This is a genomic window from Peptoniphilus koenoeneniae (genome assembly GCF_030812875.1).
GTDB lineage: Bacteria > Bacillota > Clostridia > Tissierellales > Peptoniphilaceae > Peptoniphilus_B > Peptoniphilus_B koenoeneniae.
In genome coordinates, this window is sequence record NZ_JAUSTN010000005.1 from 58232 (window position 1) to 78630 (window position 20399).

Consider the following 20399-nt stretch of genomic DNA (forward strand, 5'->3'; position numbering starts at 1 on the left):
ATATAAAAAAAGACGGCTAAGCCGCCTTTGGTTTTGCAAAAATCATCTTTCCTGCTGAAGTTTGTAGTACTGAGGTAACTTCAACTTTTATGCTTTTGCCTAAATAATCTTTTCCATTTTCAACAACTATCATTGTTCCATCATCTAAGTAGGATAAACCTTGATTTAATTCCTTTCCAACTTTAACTATGGAAACGGACATTTCTTCACCAGGTAAATAAACAGGTTTAACAGAGTTTGCAAGTTCATTTATATTTAAAACTTCTATGTTTTGAACTTTTGCCACCTTGTTTAAATTATAATCGTTTGTAACAATTTTTCCCTTTACATCCTTTGTAAGTTTTAAAAGTTTTGAATCAACTTCAGCTATGTCATCATAAGTTAAATCTGAAACTATAATTTCAATAACTTTATCTTCTTGCATTTCATGAATAATGTCCAGACCTCGTCTTCCTCTGGTTCTTTTTAAATTATCTGCAGAATCTGCAATGTGTTGAAGTTCCTCAAGGACAAATACCGGTACTATTACAGGCCCCTCTAAAAATCCACTATCACAAATATCTTTGATTCTGCCGTCAATTATAACAGATGTGTCCAAGACTTTTGGTTTGCCGCTTATTTTTGGAAGTTTTAAAGTTTCTTTTTTTTCAAAGGGTTTTTGAAGGGCTTCTTTAATTCTGTTCGTAAGCTCTTCCTTGTTATGAACTGCAAGTCTTACCCCTAAAAAGCCAAACATTACATAAACTAAAATACTAAGTACACTTCCAAGATATGGTATTGGTATTCTGTAAATTGGTTGGGAAATAAAAAAGGCAACTAATAAACCTATTATAAGACCTGAAAGCCCCCAAATAAGCTCCGGTAGGCTCCTACCCTTTAACTCTTCTTCCAAGAAATCCTGTAAAGACTCAAAACCTTTAAAGATTTTGGGCCCCGTTATAAAAAATATAATTGCAAATAAAATAATTAAGGATATCCTAAAAATTAAGTTTGCCCTTCCATCAAAAAATTCAAGCCCGATTAATCTAAAAATGGTAATTAAAATTAAACCGAAGCCTGCGCCAACCAATGACCAAAGCAGCCTAAAAATTTTTTTAAATACTTCTTTATTTATGGTCTTTACCTCCTCATGCTAAAATAGCCTTTTCAACAAGGCTGTCAATTTCGCTTACGCTTTTATCATAAACGAGGGCCATCTCGGATATTATGATTTGTTTAGCATTATTAAGGAGTTTCCTCTCTCCAGTTGATAAAGTTTTCTCTTCATCCATCTTAGTAAGACATCTGACTACTTTTGCAATTTCAGTAAGATCTCCCGACTTAATACGTTCCATATTAAACCTGTATCTCCTGTTCCAATTTGATGGCAAATCTTCTTCAGCATCATCTTTTAATGTTTCAAAAACTTTATTCATTTCAGCAGGGCCATAAATATATCTAACTCCAAGTTCTTTAGCATTTTCTACAGGAACCATAACTCTCATTCCGTTTATGGGCATTCTGAGAATATAATATTTTCTTTCTTCGCCAAGTACTTCTTTAATGTCTATATTTACAATTATTCCGGCGCCGTGCATGGGATATACTACTTTATCTCCAATTTCAAACATTTTAACCTCCTTAAATGGCCTATTTATAGTATAACATTGAAATTAAAAAAAGTAAATTTTATATATTATCACAAAGTTTAAGAGATATCAAATATTTTTGCATTTTAATTATAATTTTCTTTAACTTTACTCAACTTAAATTAAAGTGTATTCTATAAGAAAATATGATTGTTTTGAAAGGAGACTTATTTTGGAAAAAATTAAAAAATCAGTATGGCAACAAATTGACGAAAATGAAAAAGAAAAAATTTATGCTTACGGTGAAGATTATAAAAATTTTTTAGATAAGGCAAAAACTGAAAGAGAAGCCACTTCTTTTATAATTGAAAAAGCAAAAGAAAAGGGTTTTATTGAACTTAAAGAAGCTCTTAAAAATAAAATTAAAAAGGGTGACAAAATTTATGTAAACAATAAAAATAAAAGCCTTGCTCTTTTTGTAATAGGAGATGACTTAGAAGAAGGTATGAATATTGTAGGATCTCACATAGATTCTCCCCGCCTTGATGTAAAACAAAATCCCCTTTATGAAGACAGTGAACTAGCCTTTCTTAAAACTCACTATTACGGCGGTATTCGCAAGTATCAATGGCCGACTATTCCATTAGCAATTCACGGAATAATAATAAATAAAAACAATGAAAAATTTGAAATTGCCATTGGAGAAGATGAAAATGATCCAATTTTTTATATAACAGATTTACTTCCCCACCTAAGTGCAGATCAAAACAAAAAACCTTTAAGTGAAGCAATCACTGCAGAAAGTTTAAATGTTATTGTAGGTCATTCCAGCTACGGTTCAAAGGAAAAAGAAAATCCCATAAAAAAATTTGTTCTTCAATATTTAAATGAAAAATATAATATGGTTGAAGAAGATTTTGCAATTGCAGAACTTGAAGTTGTGCCTGCATCAAAAGCAAGAGATGTTGGTTTCGACAGAGCTATGGTAGCTGGTCACGGTCAAGATGACAGGGTTTGCTCTTTCGCAAATCTCTACGCCCTTCTTCAAGTTGAAAATCCAAAAATTACTGCAGTGGGCCTTTTCGTAGATAAGGAAGAAATCGGTTCAGTGGGTAACACTTCCATGAATTCTGCATTTTTTGAAAATGCCCTTGCTGAAATTTTGGCAAATCAAAAAAATTATTCAGATTTACTTTTAAGACGTTCCATTGCAAACTCAAAAGTTCTTTCAGCTGATGTTATTGTTGCCTTAGACCCGGACTTTAAAGAAGTAAGTGATGATAAAAATGCAGCCTTAAGTGGATACGGTGTTGCTATAGCAAAATATACTGGAGCTCGTGGAAAGAGCGGCAGCAATGATGCAAACTCTGAATTTTTAAGAGAAGTTGTAAATAAATTTAACGATAACAATGTTATTTGGCAAACTTCAGAACTTGGGAAAACAGATCAAGGTGGCGGCGGAACTATCGCCTATATTCTTGCAGGAAAGGGCGCTGAAGTAGTTGACTGCGGAACTGCTATGCTCTCCATGCACGCACCTTATGAGATACTTTCAAAGGCCGATGCCTATATGACAATGAAAGCCTATCTTGCATTTTTAAAATAAAATTTAAATTTTAAAAGGGATGATTTTAAAATCATCCCTTTTTTTTATTAAATATTATTCTTCAACTTTTTCCTTCATTCGATAATATTCCATGTTGTAAAATTCTTGAATTTTCTTGTCTGTTTCCATATCTCCATTTAGACGAAATTGACCATTGACCTTTAAAAAGTGAGGTTTTATAACATCTATATTTCTTGTAAAATCACTTAGATATTGATTGTACCAATCTCCCTCATAACCTAACTGTTTAAAAAGATAATTAAACAAAAAGCAAGGATCAAGATCAGGACCCTGTCCCCTAAAAGCATTTCCAGTTACTTCTTTTGCCTTTTCATTTGCCCAAATAATATAAGGAGTTGAATAATTATTCCAAAATCCATCAACAGTTGCCAAATTGTCATTTATACCAAAAATTTTAAAAAGTCTGTTTTGCTCTTGCATTGATGGAGAATGATCTCCCCAGAATATTAATACAGTTGGCTCTTCAACCTGTCTTAAATGATTTATTAAAATCTCAAGTTGATTTGATGTGTCTTCCATAAGATTTAAATAATTGTTGAAATAATTAAAATCTTCTCTTGTATAATTATCATTCCAAACTAAAGCTTCATTTTGAGGCCCCTCTTCTTCATTATAAGGGCCATGGCCTTCATAACTTACATTAAAGCTCATATAAGGTCCGTTTTTTCTGTTCTCGTCAAACTTATCTAAAATAAAATTAAAATATTCCCTATCAAATAAAATGTCATCACTCATTTTGCTGAAGGTGTTTTCCATGTCATAAAAAGTCCCAAGACCAATGGATTTATAAGCATTTACCCTGTTGTAAAAAGTTCCTACAAAAGGATGGGAGCTTTCAATTTTGTAGCCCTGATCTGTTAAATATCTCGCATAAGTTTTTCTTGGTATATCATAGGTCGGCGTGTTTCTATATCCACTTATTACACTGGATTCAGTATAAAAAGTTCCACCTCCAAAAACATTAACTATAGTCTGCCCATAAATAGATTCATTTTGTAAATCATGAAAATATTTATAGGGATCGTGGGTAAATTCAAGATTAGAATTTCTATACATATAAAAATCCTTAAAGGATTCCAGTTGTATTGCAATAATATTTACTTTTTTCTCATCTGGTATTCCTTTGCTTTTATAAGTTGAATAAATTTCTTCAGCCTTTTTTTCATTGAAGTCTTTATATTTATAACCTACCGCAGATTTTATAGAGTGTAAAAAAGGATATACAAAACCCTTTGACTCATAAGAATCAAGGTGTATCCAAAGATTTAAATTGCTTTGAGATCCAAGAGATGAGTATACATTCTCATCAAAAATATAAATATTTGTAAAAATAAAAAGCAGGCAAGTTAAAATTATGGATTGTAAAAATCTGAACCGCCACAGAGCTTTGTTATTTTTAAAAAATTTTATTAAAAATACAAAGAGTACCAAAACTAAGACAAAGCCTATAAGAACTTGCTTGTCCGGTGCAACTTTATATTTTTTAACCATGGTAAAAGCTTCTTTTATAAATTTAAAGTCTGAAAAATAAAGAGGTTCAGACCTATACAAAACTTTTTTCCCATTGGTAAAGGCAAGTAAAAGACTTATAAGGCTTGTTGCTCCGAATCCTATTGTTTCACTTTTAAATAAAAAACTTAAAATTAATACAAAAAGATAAATTGGAATAAAATTGTATAAAATTATTAAGGGTTCTTTAAAATACGAAAAAAATATTCCATCTTTAAAGCCATAACTTGATATAAACATAACAAATATTGTTAAAACTAAAGAAGGTAATAATTGTATTAAATATACATTCTTTTTTAATCTATTCATCTATAAAGAAATTTCTCCTTTTTAACTATGATATTTATTGTAATTAAACCACTTTTACCCCATTAATACAAGATTTTTTTACAATTGATAAATTTCTTTACAATTATCTTGCAATTTTTTAAAAAATTTTTACCCTATAAAAAAATCGGTCTTTAATTTTAATCCAATAGACTAAATAAAGACCGAATTTTTTAATTTAATTTGCTTTTTTAAGCTTTAACAAATCTTATTTAATTTGTCCAAGAGCTTGTTCAAGGTCAGCAATAATGTCATCAGCATTTTCAAGACCTACAGAAAGTCTAACCATACCATCTGTGATGCCTGCAGCTTCTCTTTCTTCTTTAGAATATGGAGAGTGAGTCATTGTAGCTGGATGTTGAATTAGAGTTTCAGCATCTCCTAAAGATACAGCTAATGTACAAAGTTTAACAGAGTTCATTAAAGTTCTTCCAGCTTCGATTCCACCTTTAAGTTCGAAAGAAATCATAGCACCAGGAAGTTTCATTTGTTTTTTAGCAAGATCATAGTATTTAAATGATTTAAGTCCAGGATATGCAACACTTTCTACTGCTGGATGATTTTCAAGGAATTCAGCAACTTTCATTGCGTTTGCACAGTGTTTTTCCATTCTTAGTGGAAGTGTTTTTAGTCCTCTGTTGATTAGGTATGCAGCAAATGGATCAAGAACTGCACCTGTCATATCTTTAAGACCAACAAATCTAATGTTAGTTATCATTTCTTGGCTTCCAATAACAAATCCCGCAATGACATCGCCGTGACCGTTGATGTATTTAGTAGCTGAGTGAACAACTATATCAGCACCTAAAGATAGTGGATTTGAAATGTATGGTGAACAATAAGTGTTGTCTACAATTACAAGACCTTCTTTATTGTTTTCATGAGACAATTTTGCAATTGCTTCAATATCTGAAATATCCATGTTTGGATTTGCAGGAGTTTCAAGATAAGTTATCTTTGTATTCGGTTTTAAGTGACTCTTAACTTCATCTAAGTTAGCCATGTCTATAAAATCAACTTCTACTCCAAATCTTGGTAGAGCATGTTCTAAGAATGCAAATGTACATCCATAAAGAGTTTTTGCAGCAAGAACGTGGTCTCCTGCTTTTAAGTTTGTCCAAATTGCTGAAGTTATAGCACCCATTCCGGAAGCAGTTGAAAGGGCAGCTTCACCGCCCTCAAGCATGGCAACCTTTGCTTCAACTTGAGCGTTTGTAGGATTTCCTAAACGAGAATAAATGTATCCGTCTTCTTCAAGAGCAAATCTTCTTCCGCCTTGTTCAGCAGAATCAAATATAAAGGTTGAAGTTTGGTAAATAGGACAAGCAAGTGCCCCAACATCATTCTTTACATAACCTGCGTGTACACACTTTGTGTCAAAGTTTAATTTTTTCATTTCGTCTTTTGAATTCATTTTTTCCTCCTATAAATTTAAAATATTAAACACGTGCTACATCTTCCGGTTTTACACCTTGATCGATGTATTTTTGTGCTTCGTCTTGCCTCATGTCATATTCAAAGTTCCAAGTTTCTTTTGGTTTAGTAAATGGAACCCATATTGAGATTAAAGCAACAATAGCAAGTATAAATTGATACCAGAAATATGGCATAATTTGGAAAGGTGCTACTGCTCCTTCAGTAAGACCTGCTGCAATAAGAACTTGAGCACCATATGGTATAAATCCTTGCATTACGCAAGAGAAAGTGTCAAGAAGTGATGCAGTACGTCTTGGGTCAACCTTAAACTCATTAGAAAATTCTTTGGCTACAGGACCTGCTATTATAATTGCAACTGTATTGTTTGCAACTGCAGCGTCAAGTAAAGATACCAATACTGAAGTACCTACTTCAGCAGATTTTTCTCCACCTAAGAAATTCTTTGTCTTTTGAATAATCCATTCAATTCCACCTTCTTTTCTAACCATGTAAGCAAGTCCTCCTGTTAACATAGAAAGTAAGAAGATTTCAAACATACCTGTAAATCCACCCCAAATGTTTGCTGAAACATCTAAAAGGGCAATGGAACCAGTACCTACACCAATAACAGCTGATAAAATAATACCTGCCATAAGTACTAAGAATACGTTCATACCTGCTATAGCAGCAACTAAAACTACTAAGTAAGGTACAACCTTAATAAAGGTGTATTCCAAATTATCTTGTTTAACTATAACTTCAGGTCTTGCAAAAATTAAAAGCAAAACAAAAGTTATAATTGCTGCAGGAAGAGCGATTTTAAAGTTCATTCTGAACTTATCTCTCATTTCTACATTTTGAGTTCTTGTAGCGGCAATAGTAGTATCTGAAATAACTGACAAGTTATCTCCAAACATTGCTCCACCAACAAGTGCACCAAGAACAAGAGGCATATCAAGGCCGGCTTTAGTAGCAAGACCTACTGCTATAGGTCCAACTGTTGAAATTGTACCTACTGAAGTGCCTGTTGCCAGTGAAATAAAAGCAGCCATTAAAAATATACCTGCTGTTAAAAATTGCGGCGGTATAACGCTCATACCTAAGTTTACTGTAGAATCAACACCACCCATGGCTTTTGAAACTGATGCGAAAGCACCTGCAAGTATGTAAATAATACACATGATAATGATGTTTTCGTCACCACAGCCTTTAATAAAGGCTTCAAACTTGTCATCAACGCTTCCTTTAAACATGATGAAGGCAACGATAATACCTACAATTACGGAAATTGGGGCCGGGATTTGGTAGAATGCAAGTTCTACACCAGTAGCATTCAGATAAAAACCTGTGCCTAAATAAAATGCAATAAATACTATGAAAGGTATTAGTGCCGATCCCTTTGGCTTAACTCTGTTTTCCATAGTTCCCTCCTATAAAAAAATTTTTAACTCCTTAGAGCTAATCTCATTATAACACTAAATGAAAATGTTAACATGGCATTTTTCTATTTATTTGTCGAAATCTTGCTTTAAAGTCCGAAAATGTATAGCTTTTAACTTATATAAATTTTAAATAAACATTAAAAATGCTTATAACTTTAAATTTTCGTTTAAAATATTGTTTTTGTGATCTCCATCACATCATCGCAATAAAGGCTTTATATAGCAATAAGTTTTTTAAAGTTTTTTAAATCATATCTATACTTATTAAGTCTTATATTAATTATCTTCTATAAAAATAAATATCAAAAAAATTTTTATAAATAGTTATTTTTTTATGTTTTTAAAAATTTTGATTTTAATAACATGTAAGTGGTCTGAACAGTGTAAAACATTTTCACGATTTTTTAAAGTTAGTTTTATAATTCTTTTTGTATAAAATATCTAAGATAAAGTTTGTTTTTTACTAAATAAAATAAAATTCCTTGCTTGAAAAATTTTTCTATATTACAATTATTTTAAATTTTAAAATTTTTAAACAATTGTAAAATTAATATTAATAGAATTCGGGGAGTTACTATGAATAAATATATATTAGTAACAGAAAGTGGATCGGATTTGCCGCAAAAATATTTAGATAAATATAAGATAAAAATAGTCCAAATGCACGTAACTATGGGAGATAAAACCTATGATGACAAAGATGTGCAAGTTGAAAAAATTTTCGATTACTATGACAAGGAAAAATCCTTAGCCACAACATCAGGAGCAACTCCTGGTGACTTTGAGAAAGTTTTTAAACAAATAAATGAGGAAAATAAAGATGCAAAAATTATTTATATAGCCTATTCTTCCGTAACAACAGTGTCCTTTAATTCTGCAAGACTTGCTGCTGAAAACTTTGATAATGTCTATTTAATAGATAGTAAAAATGTAAGCGTGGGCCTTGGCAGCCTAGTGATTGAAACGGCAAAATTTATTGAAAAAAATAAAGATGCAAGTCCCGAGGATATTATTGCTTTTGTGGAAGATGTAAGAGAAAGACTTCGCTTTATATTTTTACCTCAAACCCTCTTATTTTTAAGGGCGGGAGGCAGAGTTTCCAACGCCGCATATTTAGGAGCCATTCTCTTAAGAATTTTTCCAACTATAAATATTGAAAATGGCTATTTAGTTGCAGGAAAAAAATATATGGGATCTTTTAAAATTGCCTATAGAAAATTGATAAATGAGTTTTTCAGAGAAAATGATTTTGAAGAAGGTTCCATAAGACTTGTGAAAGTCCCAGATTTAAACGAAGGTCATATTAAAAATATAGAATCTCTTCTTTCTTTTCATAAGATTGAAGATTATGATTGGTTTAATACTGGCTCTGTTATTGCCTGTCACGGCGGACCTGGAGCTATGGGGATTTCAGGAATCCTAAAAAAGTAAATACAAAAAGCAAATATAAAAAAATAAAATGCCGAGTTTTCGGCATTTTTTTAATTTGTTTTTTATGCTTTACGTAGAGCATTTTTATTTTTATTTTTCAATAAACTTTTTATCCATATTTTTTCTTTTTCGTTTTTTTATTTTCTTTTATTTGGCTTCGCCGCCGGACCAATAGCAGATATTTGCAGCCAAATCAAAGATTTGGGCAAATAGTTGCATGAGACCTACCACGATTTTTTTCAAAAATCGGGTTAGGTCTTCAAAGTTGGTCCCTACAAAACTTCTATAAGACTCTATGGCGAGAAAACAAAATCAATATTTTTTACAAAATATTTTTTACGCTTCACGTGAAGCATTTTTATTTTTTAATCTTCATATTCCCTTGGATCTGTTATTACTACTTTTCCGTCCTTATCAAGAAGGGGTGTAAGACCTCCTGCGTATCCGTTTACAAAGGACAAATAATTTACTCCAGTTTCCAAATCTATAAAGATATTTAGATTGTCTACAAATCCTTGGCCATAAATTTTTTTAAATCTTTTGTCTTTCATTTTTTCCTCCTTATTTTTATCCTAAAAGTATGTCTAAAATCATCATTATTATAAAGCCTATTATAATCCCATATGTTGCTTCCCTTTCAAAACCGTTGGAATGGGTTTCGGGGATTATTTCATCGCTTATTACAAAAAGCATAGCTCCTCCTGCAAGGGCTAGGATAAATCCTATTAAGGGTCTAAATATAGATACTAAACCAAAGCCTAAAAAAGCTCCAAGGGGTTCAATAAGCCCTGTAAATAATGCAATTAAAAAGGCGCTTTTCTTTGAATAATCTTCTCTTACAAGGGCAAGGGCTACTGCCATTCCTTCAGGCATATTTTGTAGTCCTATTCCTAAAGCTATTGCTATACCATTTGAAATATTTTCCGTTCCAAATCCTACTCCTGTTGCAAGTCCTTCGGGAAAATTATGAATTGTTATGGCAATTACAAAAAGCCAAATTTTCTTTAAACTTTCAGTATTTTTCCCTTCAACTCTTTTATCTATTAAATGCTCATGGGGTGCATACTTATCAATCATATCCAGCATTAAAGCCCCTAAAAATATACCCGCCGATGCAATTAATACTGCTTTTAAATCTCCTCCTCCATATTCTATGCTGGGAAGTATTAAGGAAAAACAGGTCGCCGAAAGCATAACTCCCGCTGCCGCTCCTAAAAGTACATCCAGGACCTTTTGTGATACTGATTTTGTAAAAAATATGGGTATTGCTCCAAGCCCTGTCATAAGGCCTGGAATAATACAGCCTAAAGCTATTATTAAATTTGCACTAATTCCTTTCATTTTTTCTCCTATTTAATAAATATAATTATATTTTAAAAATATTTTTTTAATTTGTTTTAAATATTATAAATTAAAATTTCTTTTTTATAAAATTTTATTTATTTTTTATTCTAAAATATAATTAATATCATTGATTTTATGTATCACTTATTTTATGTATCACTTATAGTACATTATTTAATGCCTTTTAATATTGATAATTTTATTAAAAGGCATTTCGGAATTTTTTATAAATTTAAATAAATTCTTTTAAAAGTTAAATTTTAAATAATGAGGTGATGTTTTGATTAGTCTTATAATGGCTCCTAAGGATGTGGATCTTAAAGTTGCCATGATTAAAGATAAAAAAACAAAGGATGAAATTTTAGCTCATATAGCCAATTTAGGCTTTGTAAAGGGAGCTAAAGTTCGTGTTGTTTTTGAAAATGACGGAAATTTAATAGTTAAAATTAAAGATTCGAGACTTGCTCTTGGAAAAGATATCGCCAAAAAAATAATTGTAGAGGAGTTATAAAAATGGACGAAAAACTTACTTTAAAAGACTCTGTCGTTGGTAATTATTACACAATTACAAAAATCAATGGCAAGGGTCCTTTAAAAAGAAGAATTATGTACATGGGGCTTACTAAGGGAAGCAAAATTTTTATAAGAAAAGTTGCCCCTCTTGGAGATCCTGTACAAATTAACGTACGTAACTATGAACTTAGTATAAGACGTGATGATGCTGAGTTAATTGAAATTGAACAAGTTTTGGGACGAGAAAATGACAATTAATATTGCTCTTGCCGGCAATCCAAACAGTGGTAAATCAACCTTGTTTAATGCTTTGACCGGAGCTAATCAATATGTAGGTAACTGGCCCGGAGTTACTGTAGAAAAAAAGACCGGACGCTATAAAAATGATAAGGATGTATTTTTTACTGACCTTCCTGGTATATACTCTCTTTCTCCCTATACCCTTGAAGAGGTTGTATCAAGAGATTTTTTACTTAATGAACATCCTGATGTAATTATAGATGTTGTTGATGCTTCAAATGTAGAAAGAAATTTGTATCTTGCAACTCAACTTATAGAGATAGGAATTCCTCTTATTTTAGCTCTTAACATGATTGATGTTGTTGAAAAAAACGGGGATACAATAGATACAAAAAAAAATTGAAAATATTTTAAAGTGTAAAGTAGTTGAAATTTCAGCTCTTCACCACAAAAACATCAATACTTTAATCGAAGAAGCAAGAAAGCTTGCAGCAACTAAAAATGAAGAACTTATAACTTTTGATTCTAAACTTGAAGAAGCTTTTAAGGAAATTGAAAACTTTTCTTCCATTAGAGACCATATCTCAAAAAGATGGTTGGCTGTAAAGATGTTTGAAGAAGACGAAAAAGTCTTAGAAGATTATTCTCTTACTTCTGAAGAAAGCAAAAGACTTAAAGAAATAAGAGATGATTTTGAAGAAGCTTATGATGACGATGCTGAAGGAATAGTCACTGACAACAGATATAACTTTGTAACAAAGCTTACTCAAAATTCAGTAAAGAAAAAAAATCTAGGACTTACAACATCTGACAAAATAGATAAAATTGTTACCAACAGATTTTTAGCAATTCCAATTTTTGCAATTCTAATGATAGGTATTTATTACTTTGCCGTAAAAATCGTTGGTGGTCCTGTAACTGACTGGGTAAATGATGTATTCTTTGCAGAAATTGTAGGAGGAAACGTTCAAAAGTTTTTAGAAGGTGCTGGTACTGCTCCTTGGCTTACATCTCTTATTGTTGATGGTATAGTCGCAGGAGTTGGAGCTGTTTTAGGATTCTTACCTGTAATTGTTGCTCTTTTCCTTTGTATAGCAATCTTGGAAGACTGCGGTTACATGTCAAGAATAGCCTTTATTTTGGACAGAATTTTTAGGAGATTTGGACTTTCAGGAAAATCATTTATTCCTATTTTAATCGGAACAGGTTGTTCAGTTCCTGCAATTATGGGAACAAGAACCATTGAAAACAACAATGATAGGCGTATGACAATTATGGTTTCATCCTTTATGCCCTGTGGTGCAAAAACTGCCATCATAGCACTTTTTGCAGCATTTTTCCCAGGTGTTTGGTGGTATGGTCCAGTTTGGTACTTCGGAGGAATTACTGCCGTAATTCTTTCAGGAATTATGCTTAAAAAGACAAACCTATTCCACGGTGATCCTGCTCCTTTCGTAATGGAACTTCCTGAATATCATATGCCAAGTGCCTACAATGTATTTCGTGCAACATATTTCAGAGGCAAGGCTTTCGTTATAAAAGCCGGAACAATAATCCTTCTTATGACTATTGTTATTTGGTTCTTACAAAATATTTCTACAAGCGGTCAATTTCTTTCTTGGGATGATGCTTCAGCAGATTCAATCCTTGCTTTTGTAGGAAAGAAACTTTCCTTTATCTTTAAACCTTTAGGTTTCGGAAACTGGATGGCTACTGTTTCTACAATTTTAGGTCTTGTTGCAAAGGAAGTTGTTGTTGGAACTTATGGAGTTGTTGCAGGTCTTGGAGATGTTGAAGATAACGTTGCTCCCCTTATACAACTTTTAAGCACACAATTTAACCCTGTAACTATTTTTGCCTTTGTATTCTTTAACCAACTTACAGTTCCTTGCTTTGCAGCTTTAGGTTCAATAAAATCCGAATTGGGTTCAGCGAAGTGGTTTGCCTTTGCAACTGCTTACCAAATCGTTTTCTCTTATACAATAGCTCTTATGATTTATCAATTCGGAAGAGTTCTTGTATTAAAAGAAGCCTTCAGCTTAGGAACAGGAGTAGCTTTGGTTATCCTTATAGTTTATCTATACTTCATATTCAGACCTGACAGGACAAAAGAAAATCTATATGAAAAAGATTTAAAAAATAAGAAGGTGCTTAACTAATGGTAACTTGGATTATAGGTATCATCCTTTTAATCGTAGTAGTTTTTGCTATAAAGCATGTCAAAAAAACTAAAGGTTGTGACTGCGGCTGTGGCTGTGGTTGCGACAAGGGTTCATGCTCAATGAAAGATGATAAATAAAGATTTTTATAATTCAAAAAACGATGAGAAAATTAAAATCTCATCGTTTTTTTATTTTTTATTAAAAATTGTCCCTTTCCTTTCTGAGTCTTACAAAATCTTCAAAATTCTTAGCCCTAAAAAAAGGATTTATTTCCTTTTCAAGACCTATGCTAGTAGGTAAAGTTACCTTATTGTTTTCCCTAAGAGCCTTAACCCTTTTATACTCTTCATCCACCCTAGCACTGGGCATAAATTTTTTAGAAAAATCCAAATTATGAAGACTATATTCATGAGCCGGATAAACCTTTATAAAATCACTAAGACCCTTAAACTTTTCAATAGTCTTAAAAGCCAACTGGTAATCTTCTGTAAAAACCCTACCACATCCTGCCATAAAAAGAGCATCTCCACAAAATAGATTGTCATCAAATAAATAAGAAAGGTGACCATGGGTATGCCCAGAAGTTTCCATAACTGAAAAATTCAAACCCATAAGGCTAAAAACATCTCCGTCAGAAAGGTTCACATCGTTTATAAGGCTAGTTTCCTCTGGACCATATACCAAAATATCTCCATAAACTTTTTTAATGTCCATGACCCCTCCTGTGTGGTCATAATGGTTATGAGTAAGTAAAATACCATATGGCTTTTTGTCCCTTAAATAATTTAAAAGATCTTTACTTTGACCAGGATCAACAATAATTACTCCATTATTTTTTTCAATAAGCCAAATATAATTATCTTCAAAGGCCTTTATAGGAAAAATCTTCATTTTTTTCTCTCCTCATCAAATTTGTTTTATTTTTAAATATATACCCCTATTAAGGATAAAAACAATTTTCTATCATAAAATTTAAAATAAAAAATTTTCAAAAATTTTAAAAAAAAATGATTGACAAGATTAGTGATAATTGCTATCATATATTTAAGCTATTTGATAGGTAAAATAAATCTGAACCTCTCATAAATTATATTTTATATTAACCATGAAAAATAAATTAATACAAATAAAATACCAGATTATAGCCGATTTTACCGGATAAATAATACATATTGTAAAAGATTTGTTATTTATCCAATCAAATATCTTAAGTCCATTAATTTTTAACCGGACTAACTAATGCATAATAAATCTCTAAAAAATGAAAGACTCATTAGAGTCTTTTATTTTTATGTTTTTTTCTTTTATTCGGATTCTCCACCAGACCAATAGCAGATATTTGCTGTTGGTCCGCGTGTCTTTTGTGAGAGAAAAAAACAAAATTTTTTATAAAATATTTTTTTACGCTCTACGTAGAGCATCTTTTTATTTTTTTAATTTTTTCAATTTATATTTTTTCCACAACTTTTCTTTTTCATTTTTTTATTTTGTTTCAAATTATTCGGCTTCGCCGCCGGACCAATAAATTGGTCCCTACATTCGATTGCAGGGTTTTAATCTTTTGAAATCTCTTCGCATAAAATTACCCCACATTCGCGTGTGGATTTCATGTTTGGATTAAATTACAATAAATTTGTGCGTGGGCCTTTGTGGGCTGTAGGGACCGGTTTACCGGTCCGCGTGAATTTGGTGGGAGAAAAAAAACAAAATTTTTTATAAAATATTTTTTTACGCTCTACGTGAAGCATTTTTAAAATTTATTTTTTACATATGAAAAAAGGCAGACCTAAGGTCCGCCTTTTCTTAATTTTTTATTATTTTACAAAATCAAAGTTGATTCCTGGAATAAAGAATAACATTGTTGCAAATTCGCTTCTCTTAATGTTGTTCTTAGGTTTGAATTTTCCTTCAGGATATCCGCTTATAGTTCCTGCAGAAATTAATTGTCTAACTTCTTGAGCGTATGCTGAACTTGAAACGTCTGAAAGGCCCTTGTCGCTTCCTGTGTTGTTATATTTAAATAGATGAGCCATTACATAAGCAACTTCTTCTCTTGTAATATTATCTTCAAGATTCTTTCCTGAGAAAATATTTGTAGGAATTCTTTGAAGAACATATTTTACATTTTCATTTCCCCATGTTGATGATGAGAAATAAGGATTTTCATTTACAACTTTATTAACTTTGTTTTCATCAAGAGTTTGAGCAAAAAGTCCAAGCATTGAAAGAGCTTCTCTATCTGAAATTTTATTTTCTGGTCTAAAGGTGTTGTTAGGATATCCGTTTATTACACCCATTGCAACCATAGTTACAATTTTATCTTCAGCCCAGTGTCCGAAAATATCTGTAAATTTATTTCTTGCTTCAGCTTTTGTCATTGTTTGTAGCATTGTTTGTTCAATTTCTACTTGAATGTCTCTGTTGTTTATAATATCTCTTACAGTGAATTTTGCCTTTGTTTCTCCTGCTTTAAATTTGATGTCATCATTCATTCTGTAATATTTTCCGTCATAGATTGCATAGTATCCTATTGGATTTGGATCTTTCTTGTCTGATGTGTTAAATTTAAAAGCTTCCATAGGCTTAAAGGTTTCTTTCTTTGCCTTTGGATTTTTAACAAGTTCATAATTTAAAACATTATTTTTTCCATCAATTACAAGAACTGTAAATTTAAATTTATCTGAAGAGTTTGTCCTTGAAATTTCAATTTCATATCTTCCCACGCTGTCAAATTTTTGATAGTTTGAAGAGAAATTATTAATTTGTGGTGAAGAGAAAGTAAGTTCATATTGACTGAAATTTCTAAAGGTATCTTTTATTTCATTTCCAAATTCTCTAAAAGTATCAAGGTATTCACCCTTTTTAAGGATGATTAAATCCTTTGTTTTAACTCTTGGAACATCAATGCCGTTTTTAATCTTATTTAAAAAGTCTGAAACTTGCTTTGGTGCTGTTCCATATAAAACTTTTGTATCATCTTCAGAGTTTATTTGTATTTCTGCATATCTTCGTGCGCCGCCGTTGTCTGTTACCATTATTTCTTGAATAGATGGCTTTAAAACATTTTTTATAACATAATCATTTTTGTCATAAATCTTATTGGGGTCATAATAGTTTTCGTTATAACTTCCTAAAAGATATCTATTGCTTGAGGAATATCCAAGACCATGATTGTCATCAACATATTTGTAATCTCTATCACCTCTTGGCCTATATTGGATCCCTCTTTCATTTATTCCAAAGTCAGAAGTAATGTTTAAAACAAGATTATTTCCTACTATATAGGCATAGTTGATTCTCAAAGAATCATAACTTGGATTATACTTAACTGTGTATGAAATTTTTTTATCTTTTCCAGTTACGGTTATTTCTGCCGTGTGATTTTTTAATTCAGGTCTTTGACCATATCTATAGTCATAGCCATAGTTATAAATACGATCAACTTCTATTTTATCTCTATAAAATTCTTGGGCTTCTTTGTCATCAATTTTATAGATTCCTTTTTGTCCGTTAGCAAGCATTGGTAGATAAAGATATAAAATTCCCTCTTCAACTTCAAATTTTGTATTTTCTTTTAAATATTCTTCGGAACCTATATTATCAAATCTTGTATTAACTTCACTAATATGCAATTGATCAACAGCCCTACCATTTTTTAGAACTAGAATATAATTTCCACCATAATAAACATTTTTTGAAGGAACAATTATTTTATAAGTATTCCTATTTCCATCATCATAGATGTATGAAAGCCCATTGTTATCATAAGTTCCCCAACCTTGACTCCAAGGATCTTGACTATATTCTCTTCTAAATTGGTTGAAAGTTATTTTTTTACTTTCATCTTCATCTTTAATGTAAGAATCCATTAAATCAAATTCTCCATTAGTAACTTTTACATTATAAATTTTTACATTATTTGCTGCAAAACTTTTAAAGGGTATTATTGTTACAAGCATTATAAAGGCAAGTAACATTGACAAATGTCTTTTAAAATTTTTCATTACACTCCTCCTATTTTTTATTAATTTAATTATAACATTTAATTGTCAGATTCCTTATTAAGACTTTATTACAAGATTAAAACTATATAAGGTCTTTTTATTTCTGTTATAATATTTTATCGGAGGATAAAAATGTTAAAAGATATTTTAATAAATGAGGGAGTAAATGAATCCCTCTTAAAAGAAGTTGATAAATTTAAGGCTTTTTATAAATTGGAAGAAAATCTTAAGGACCGTATTCCCGATCCACGTTTTGTATACTACGGTAAAGAGGTTTGGGAAAAGGCAATAGCAGGGATCCTATCCGGCCACCATTTGCTTTTAAGTGGCCCTAAGGCAACGGGAAAAAATGTTTTGGCAGAAAATTTAGCTCTTCTTTTTTCAAGACCCCTTTGGACGATTTCTCTTAATGTAAGTACTGATTCTGATTCTTTAATAGGATCTGATACTTTTAAGGATGGTAGGGTTACTTTAAAAAAGGGTCCTATTTATCAATGTGGATTTTACGGTGGCTTTGGTATCTTAGATGAAATTAATATGGCGAAAAATGAAAGCCTTTCTGCTATCCATTCGGCTCTTGATTACAGAAGGGTAATAGATGTTCCTGGCTATGATAAGTTAAAATTACACGAAGCTACAAGATTTATTGCTACTATGAACTACGGTTATATAGGTACAAGAGATTTAAATGAGGCTTTGGTTTCAAGATTTTTAGTTATTGATATGCCCAGGATAAAGTTTGAAGATTTAAAGAAAATTTTAAAAAAAGAGGGCAATTTAAAAGAGGAATTTTTGGAAAGATTTGCAAGACTCTTTTTAGATTTGCAGGATAAGTCTTTAAATTCAGAAATTTCTTCAAAGACCATAGATTTAAGAGGGATGATTGCTTCTCTTGAACTTATGAAAATTGGTCTCGGCCTTATTCCTTCTCTTGAAATGGGCATAATGGACAAGGCTTTTGATCCCTATGAAAAGGAAATTGTTATGGATACTTGCAAAACTCTTTTTGATTTTTCTATTAAACCGGAGGATTTTTTTGAAAATTAATAAGGACCGCCGGGACAATTTGTTTTGGACGGTGTCTGAAAATTATCTTGCAAGGGGCTATGAAATTTTTAATCCCGATTCTTTTTACCAAGTTTGTCTTTTAGGCTATGCTTTTAAAAAATATCAAATGGATTATTTTGTTGATTTTGCAAGAAGCACTTTTTTAAAATTTAATAACAAAGATGATTTTTTATGTCTTGCCTTTTTAACTCTTGATAAAAATTTAAAGGAAGAGCTTTTTAAGGAAAGACCTGGCCTTATTTCCATTAGGAAAAATTATTGTGATGAAATTTTTAAAACTTTAACTTTTACAAGAAACACTTCTTTTGCCCATGAGCTTACTCTTTCTTATTTTCAGTTTGAAAGGGGAATTTATCCCAAGGCTCACAAAAATATAGTTGAAATTTTAAATTTAATTTTCAAAAGCTCCATTAAAGATGTTAATGAGCTTATGGATTTTTTAAGTGGAATTTATCTTAAATATTTTCATCTTGATAAGACTCTTTCCAAAGAAAAAATAGAAGATACTAAGGAAAAAATTAAAAGTAGAAAGACTCTTGGTTTAAAGACTTCTTCTAAATCCAATTCTCAATTTTTAAAAGATTATGAATTGGAAAAATTTAACATAGGCTCTTCTGAATTTTTTGAAGAAAATTATGAAAATTTAAAGCTTGTTAAGGATAAAAAGGATGGAAGTGCCGGCAATGAAGATTTTCTTTCTGTAATAGAAAAAAATTACGGTCAGCTTTCTCTTGGGAAAAATCAAATTCAAAAACTTGAAAACAGCATTTCTAAGGGGATCCATTCCAATATTAAAATCTATTGGACCAAGGGCCAGTTTAAAGAGGACACTTACTACAAGGAAATAAGCCTTGAAAAGTTTAAGGAAAATTATAGTGAGTTTGAAAAAAATAAGCTTAAATATCTTCGTGGAATCAGAAACTTAAGAGAAGTTATAAAAAATTCTCTCTTAAAGGAAAGTGAAGAATACAGTCTTTATTCAAAAAGCGGCTCTCTTGAGGTTTCAAAACTTTGGAAAATAAATTATATTGAGGACCCAAAAGTTTTTAAAAAGAATTTTATTGATGACAAGGGACAAATTACTGTGGACATTTTGCTGGATTCTTCTGCCAGTCAAAATGAAAGAGAAGCTCAGGTTGCCATTCAAGCCTATATTATTTCTTCTGCCCTTTGTCAGTTGAAAATTAAAAATAGGGTTTTAGCCTTTAATAATCTTTTTAATTATCTTGCCATTCGTGAATATAGAAACTATAATGACGATATTTCAAAAAATAAGGATATTTTTTCTTACCAGGCAAGAGGCTCAAACAGGGATGGCCTTGCTATAAAGCTTATGAATTATCTAATTGATAAAAACAAGGAAGATAGAAAATTTTTAATTGTCTTATCTGATGGAAGACCTAATGATGAAGTTAATCTTGCCATGCTTGGAAGAAAAAAGTTGGATGTTAGAGATTACACTGATGATTTTGCCCTTTACGATACTTCAAAAGAAGTCTTAAATGCTAAGCTTAAGGGCATTAATGTCTTGGGTGTCTTTACTGGAAACCCAGAAGATTTACCTAAGGAAAAAATTATTTATGGAAATGATTTTGCCTATATTACAAAGCTCAATAGGTTCTCTCAAATTGTTGGTCTTTTCTTTAAATCCATGGCAAATAAATTAAATTAATTTAAAACTTCGCTTCTTGCGGAGTTTTATTTTTTTATCTTTACTGTTAGAATGGATATGGACAAAAACTATGGAG

General features: G+C 31.2%; 16 protein-coding genes and 1 pseudogene. 8 read left to right on the plus strand and 9 right to left on the minus strand.

The genetic code is table 11. The features are described from left to right. Positions 1-16: 16 nt before the first annotated feature. On the minus strand, positions 17-1114 hold the full coding sequence (locus J2S72_RS05305; protein WP_036739722.1) for a PIN/TRAM domain-containing protein: 1098 nt from the start codon (positions 1112-1114) through the stop codon (positions 17-19). A 13-nt stretch (positions 1115-1127) separates the two neighbouring features. Continuing rightward, positions 1128-1610: a CarD family transcriptional regulator gene (locus J2S72_RS05310; RefSeq protein ID WP_307495123.1), complete on the minus strand. Its 483-nt coding sequence runs from the start codon at positions 1608-1610 to the stop codon at positions 1128-1130. A 190-nt stretch (positions 1611-1800) separates the two neighbouring features. On the opposite strand from J2S72_RS05310, the gene J2S72_RS05315 reads away from it, so the two are divergent. Then, positions 1801-3174 (plus strand): aminopeptidase, encoded by a 1374-nt coding sequence (locus tag J2S72_RS05315; RefSeq protein ID WP_023056102.1) that lies wholly within the window; start codon positions 1801-1803, stop codon positions 3172-3174. 54 nt (positions 3175-3228) lie between these two features. Here the strand turns inward: J2S72_RS05315 and J2S72_RS05320 are convergent, their stop codons facing one another. From J2S72_RS05320 to J2S72_RS05330, 3 genes are all read right to left on the minus strand, one after another. Continuing rightward, on the minus strand, positions 3229-5013 hold the full coding sequence (locus J2S72_RS05320; RefSeq protein WP_023056001.1) for a sulfatase-like hydrolase/transferase: 1785 nt from the start codon (positions 5011-5013) through the stop codon (positions 3229-3231). Positions 5014-5239: 226 nt separating this feature from the next. Next, entirely contained in the window at positions 5240-6445 is a 1206-nt protein-coding gene (gene megL / locus J2S72_RS05325) for a methionine gamma-lyase (protein WP_023056066.1), read from the minus strand. A gap of 25 nt (positions 6446-6470) precedes the next feature. Beyond that, complete coding sequence (locus J2S72_RS05330) at positions 6471-7868, minus strand: Na+/H+ antiporter NhaC family protein (RefSeq protein ID WP_023056050.1); 1398 nt, start codon at positions 7866-7868, stop codon at positions 6471-6473. A 597-nt stretch (positions 7869-8465) separates the two neighbouring features. On the opposite strand from J2S72_RS05330, the gene J2S72_RS05335 reads away from it, so the two are divergent. Continuing rightward, entirely contained in the window at positions 8466-9320 is an 855-nt protein-coding gene (locus J2S72_RS05335) for a DegV family protein (RefSeq protein WP_023056016.1), read from the plus strand. Between the two features lie 365 nt (positions 9321-9685). Here J2S72_RS05335 and J2S72_RS05340 read toward each other — a convergent pair whose 3' ends face one another. Then, positions 9686-9871 carry a DUF6440 family protein gene (locus tag J2S72_RS05340; RefSeq protein WP_023056094.1) on the minus strand — a complete coding sequence of 62 codons (186 nt, stop codon included), beginning with the start codon at positions 9869-9871 and terminating at the stop codon, positions 9686-9688. A 16-nt stretch (positions 9872-9887) separates the two neighbouring features. Further along, positions 9888-10661, minus strand: a complete 774-nt coding sequence (locus J2S72_RS05345) for a ZIP family metal transporter (protein ID WP_023056020.1) — start codon at positions 10659-10661, stop codon at positions 9888-9890. Positions 10662-10944: 283 nt separating this feature from the next. Between J2S72_RS05345 and J2S72_RS05350 the strand changes: the two genes are divergently transcribed. The 4 genes and pseudogenes from J2S72_RS05350 to J2S72_RS05365 all read left to right on the plus strand — a co-directional run bounded on the left by J2S72_RS05350 (position 10945) and on the right by J2S72_RS05365 (position 13716). Continuing rightward, complete coding sequence (locus J2S72_RS05350) at positions 10945-11175, plus strand: FeoA family protein (protein WP_023056029.1); 231 nt, start codon at positions 10945-10947, stop codon at positions 11173-11175. A 2-nt stretch (positions 11176-11177) separates the two neighbouring features. Continuing rightward, positions 11178-11435: a FeoA family protein gene (locus J2S72_RS05355; RefSeq protein WP_023056120.1), complete on the plus strand. Its 258-nt coding sequence runs from the start codon at positions 11178-11180 to the stop codon at positions 11433-11435. Further along, positions 11425-13576: pseudogene (gene feoB / locus J2S72_RS05360) on the plus strand (ferrous iron transport protein B). The gene J2S72_RS05355 and the pseudogene feoB overlap by 11 nt, the downstream one beginning before the upstream one ends. After that, complete coding sequence (locus J2S72_RS05365) at positions 13576-13716, plus strand: FeoB-associated Cys-rich membrane protein (RefSeq protein ID WP_023056012.1); 141 nt, start codon at positions 13576-13578, stop codon at positions 13714-13716. Before feoB ends, J2S72_RS05365 begins: the two are co-directional and overlap by 1 nt. Positions 13717-13777: 61 nt before the next feature. On the opposite strand, the gene gloB is transcribed toward J2S72_RS05365, so the two are convergent. Together gloB and J2S72_RS05375 are read right to left on the minus strand one after the other, a co-directional pair. Beyond that, entirely contained in the window at positions 13778-14470 is a 693-nt protein-coding gene (gloB, locus tag J2S72_RS05370; protein WP_023056043.1) for a hydroxyacylglutathione hydrolase, read from the minus strand. 923 nt (positions 14471-15393) lie between these two features. Then, entirely contained in the window at positions 15394-17583 is a 2190-nt protein-coding gene (locus tag J2S72_RS05375) for an S-layer homology domain-containing protein (RefSeq protein WP_023056109.1), read from the minus strand. Positions 17584-17715: 132 nt separating this feature from the next. Between J2S72_RS05375 and J2S72_RS05380 the strand changes: the two genes are divergently transcribed. Both J2S72_RS05380 and J2S72_RS05385 read left to right on the plus strand, forming a co-directional pair. Next, positions 17716-18630 (plus strand): AAA family ATPase, encoded by a 915-nt coding sequence (locus J2S72_RS05380; RefSeq protein WP_023056112.1) that lies wholly within the window; start codon positions 17716-17718, stop codon positions 18628-18630. Further along, positions 18620-20323, plus strand: a complete 1704-nt coding sequence (locus J2S72_RS05385) for a vWA domain-containing protein (protein ID WP_307495124.1) — start codon at positions 18620-18622, stop codon at positions 20321-20323. Before J2S72_RS05380 ends, J2S72_RS05385 begins: the two co-directional genes overlap by 11 nt. Positions 20324-20399: the final 76 nt, after the last annotated feature.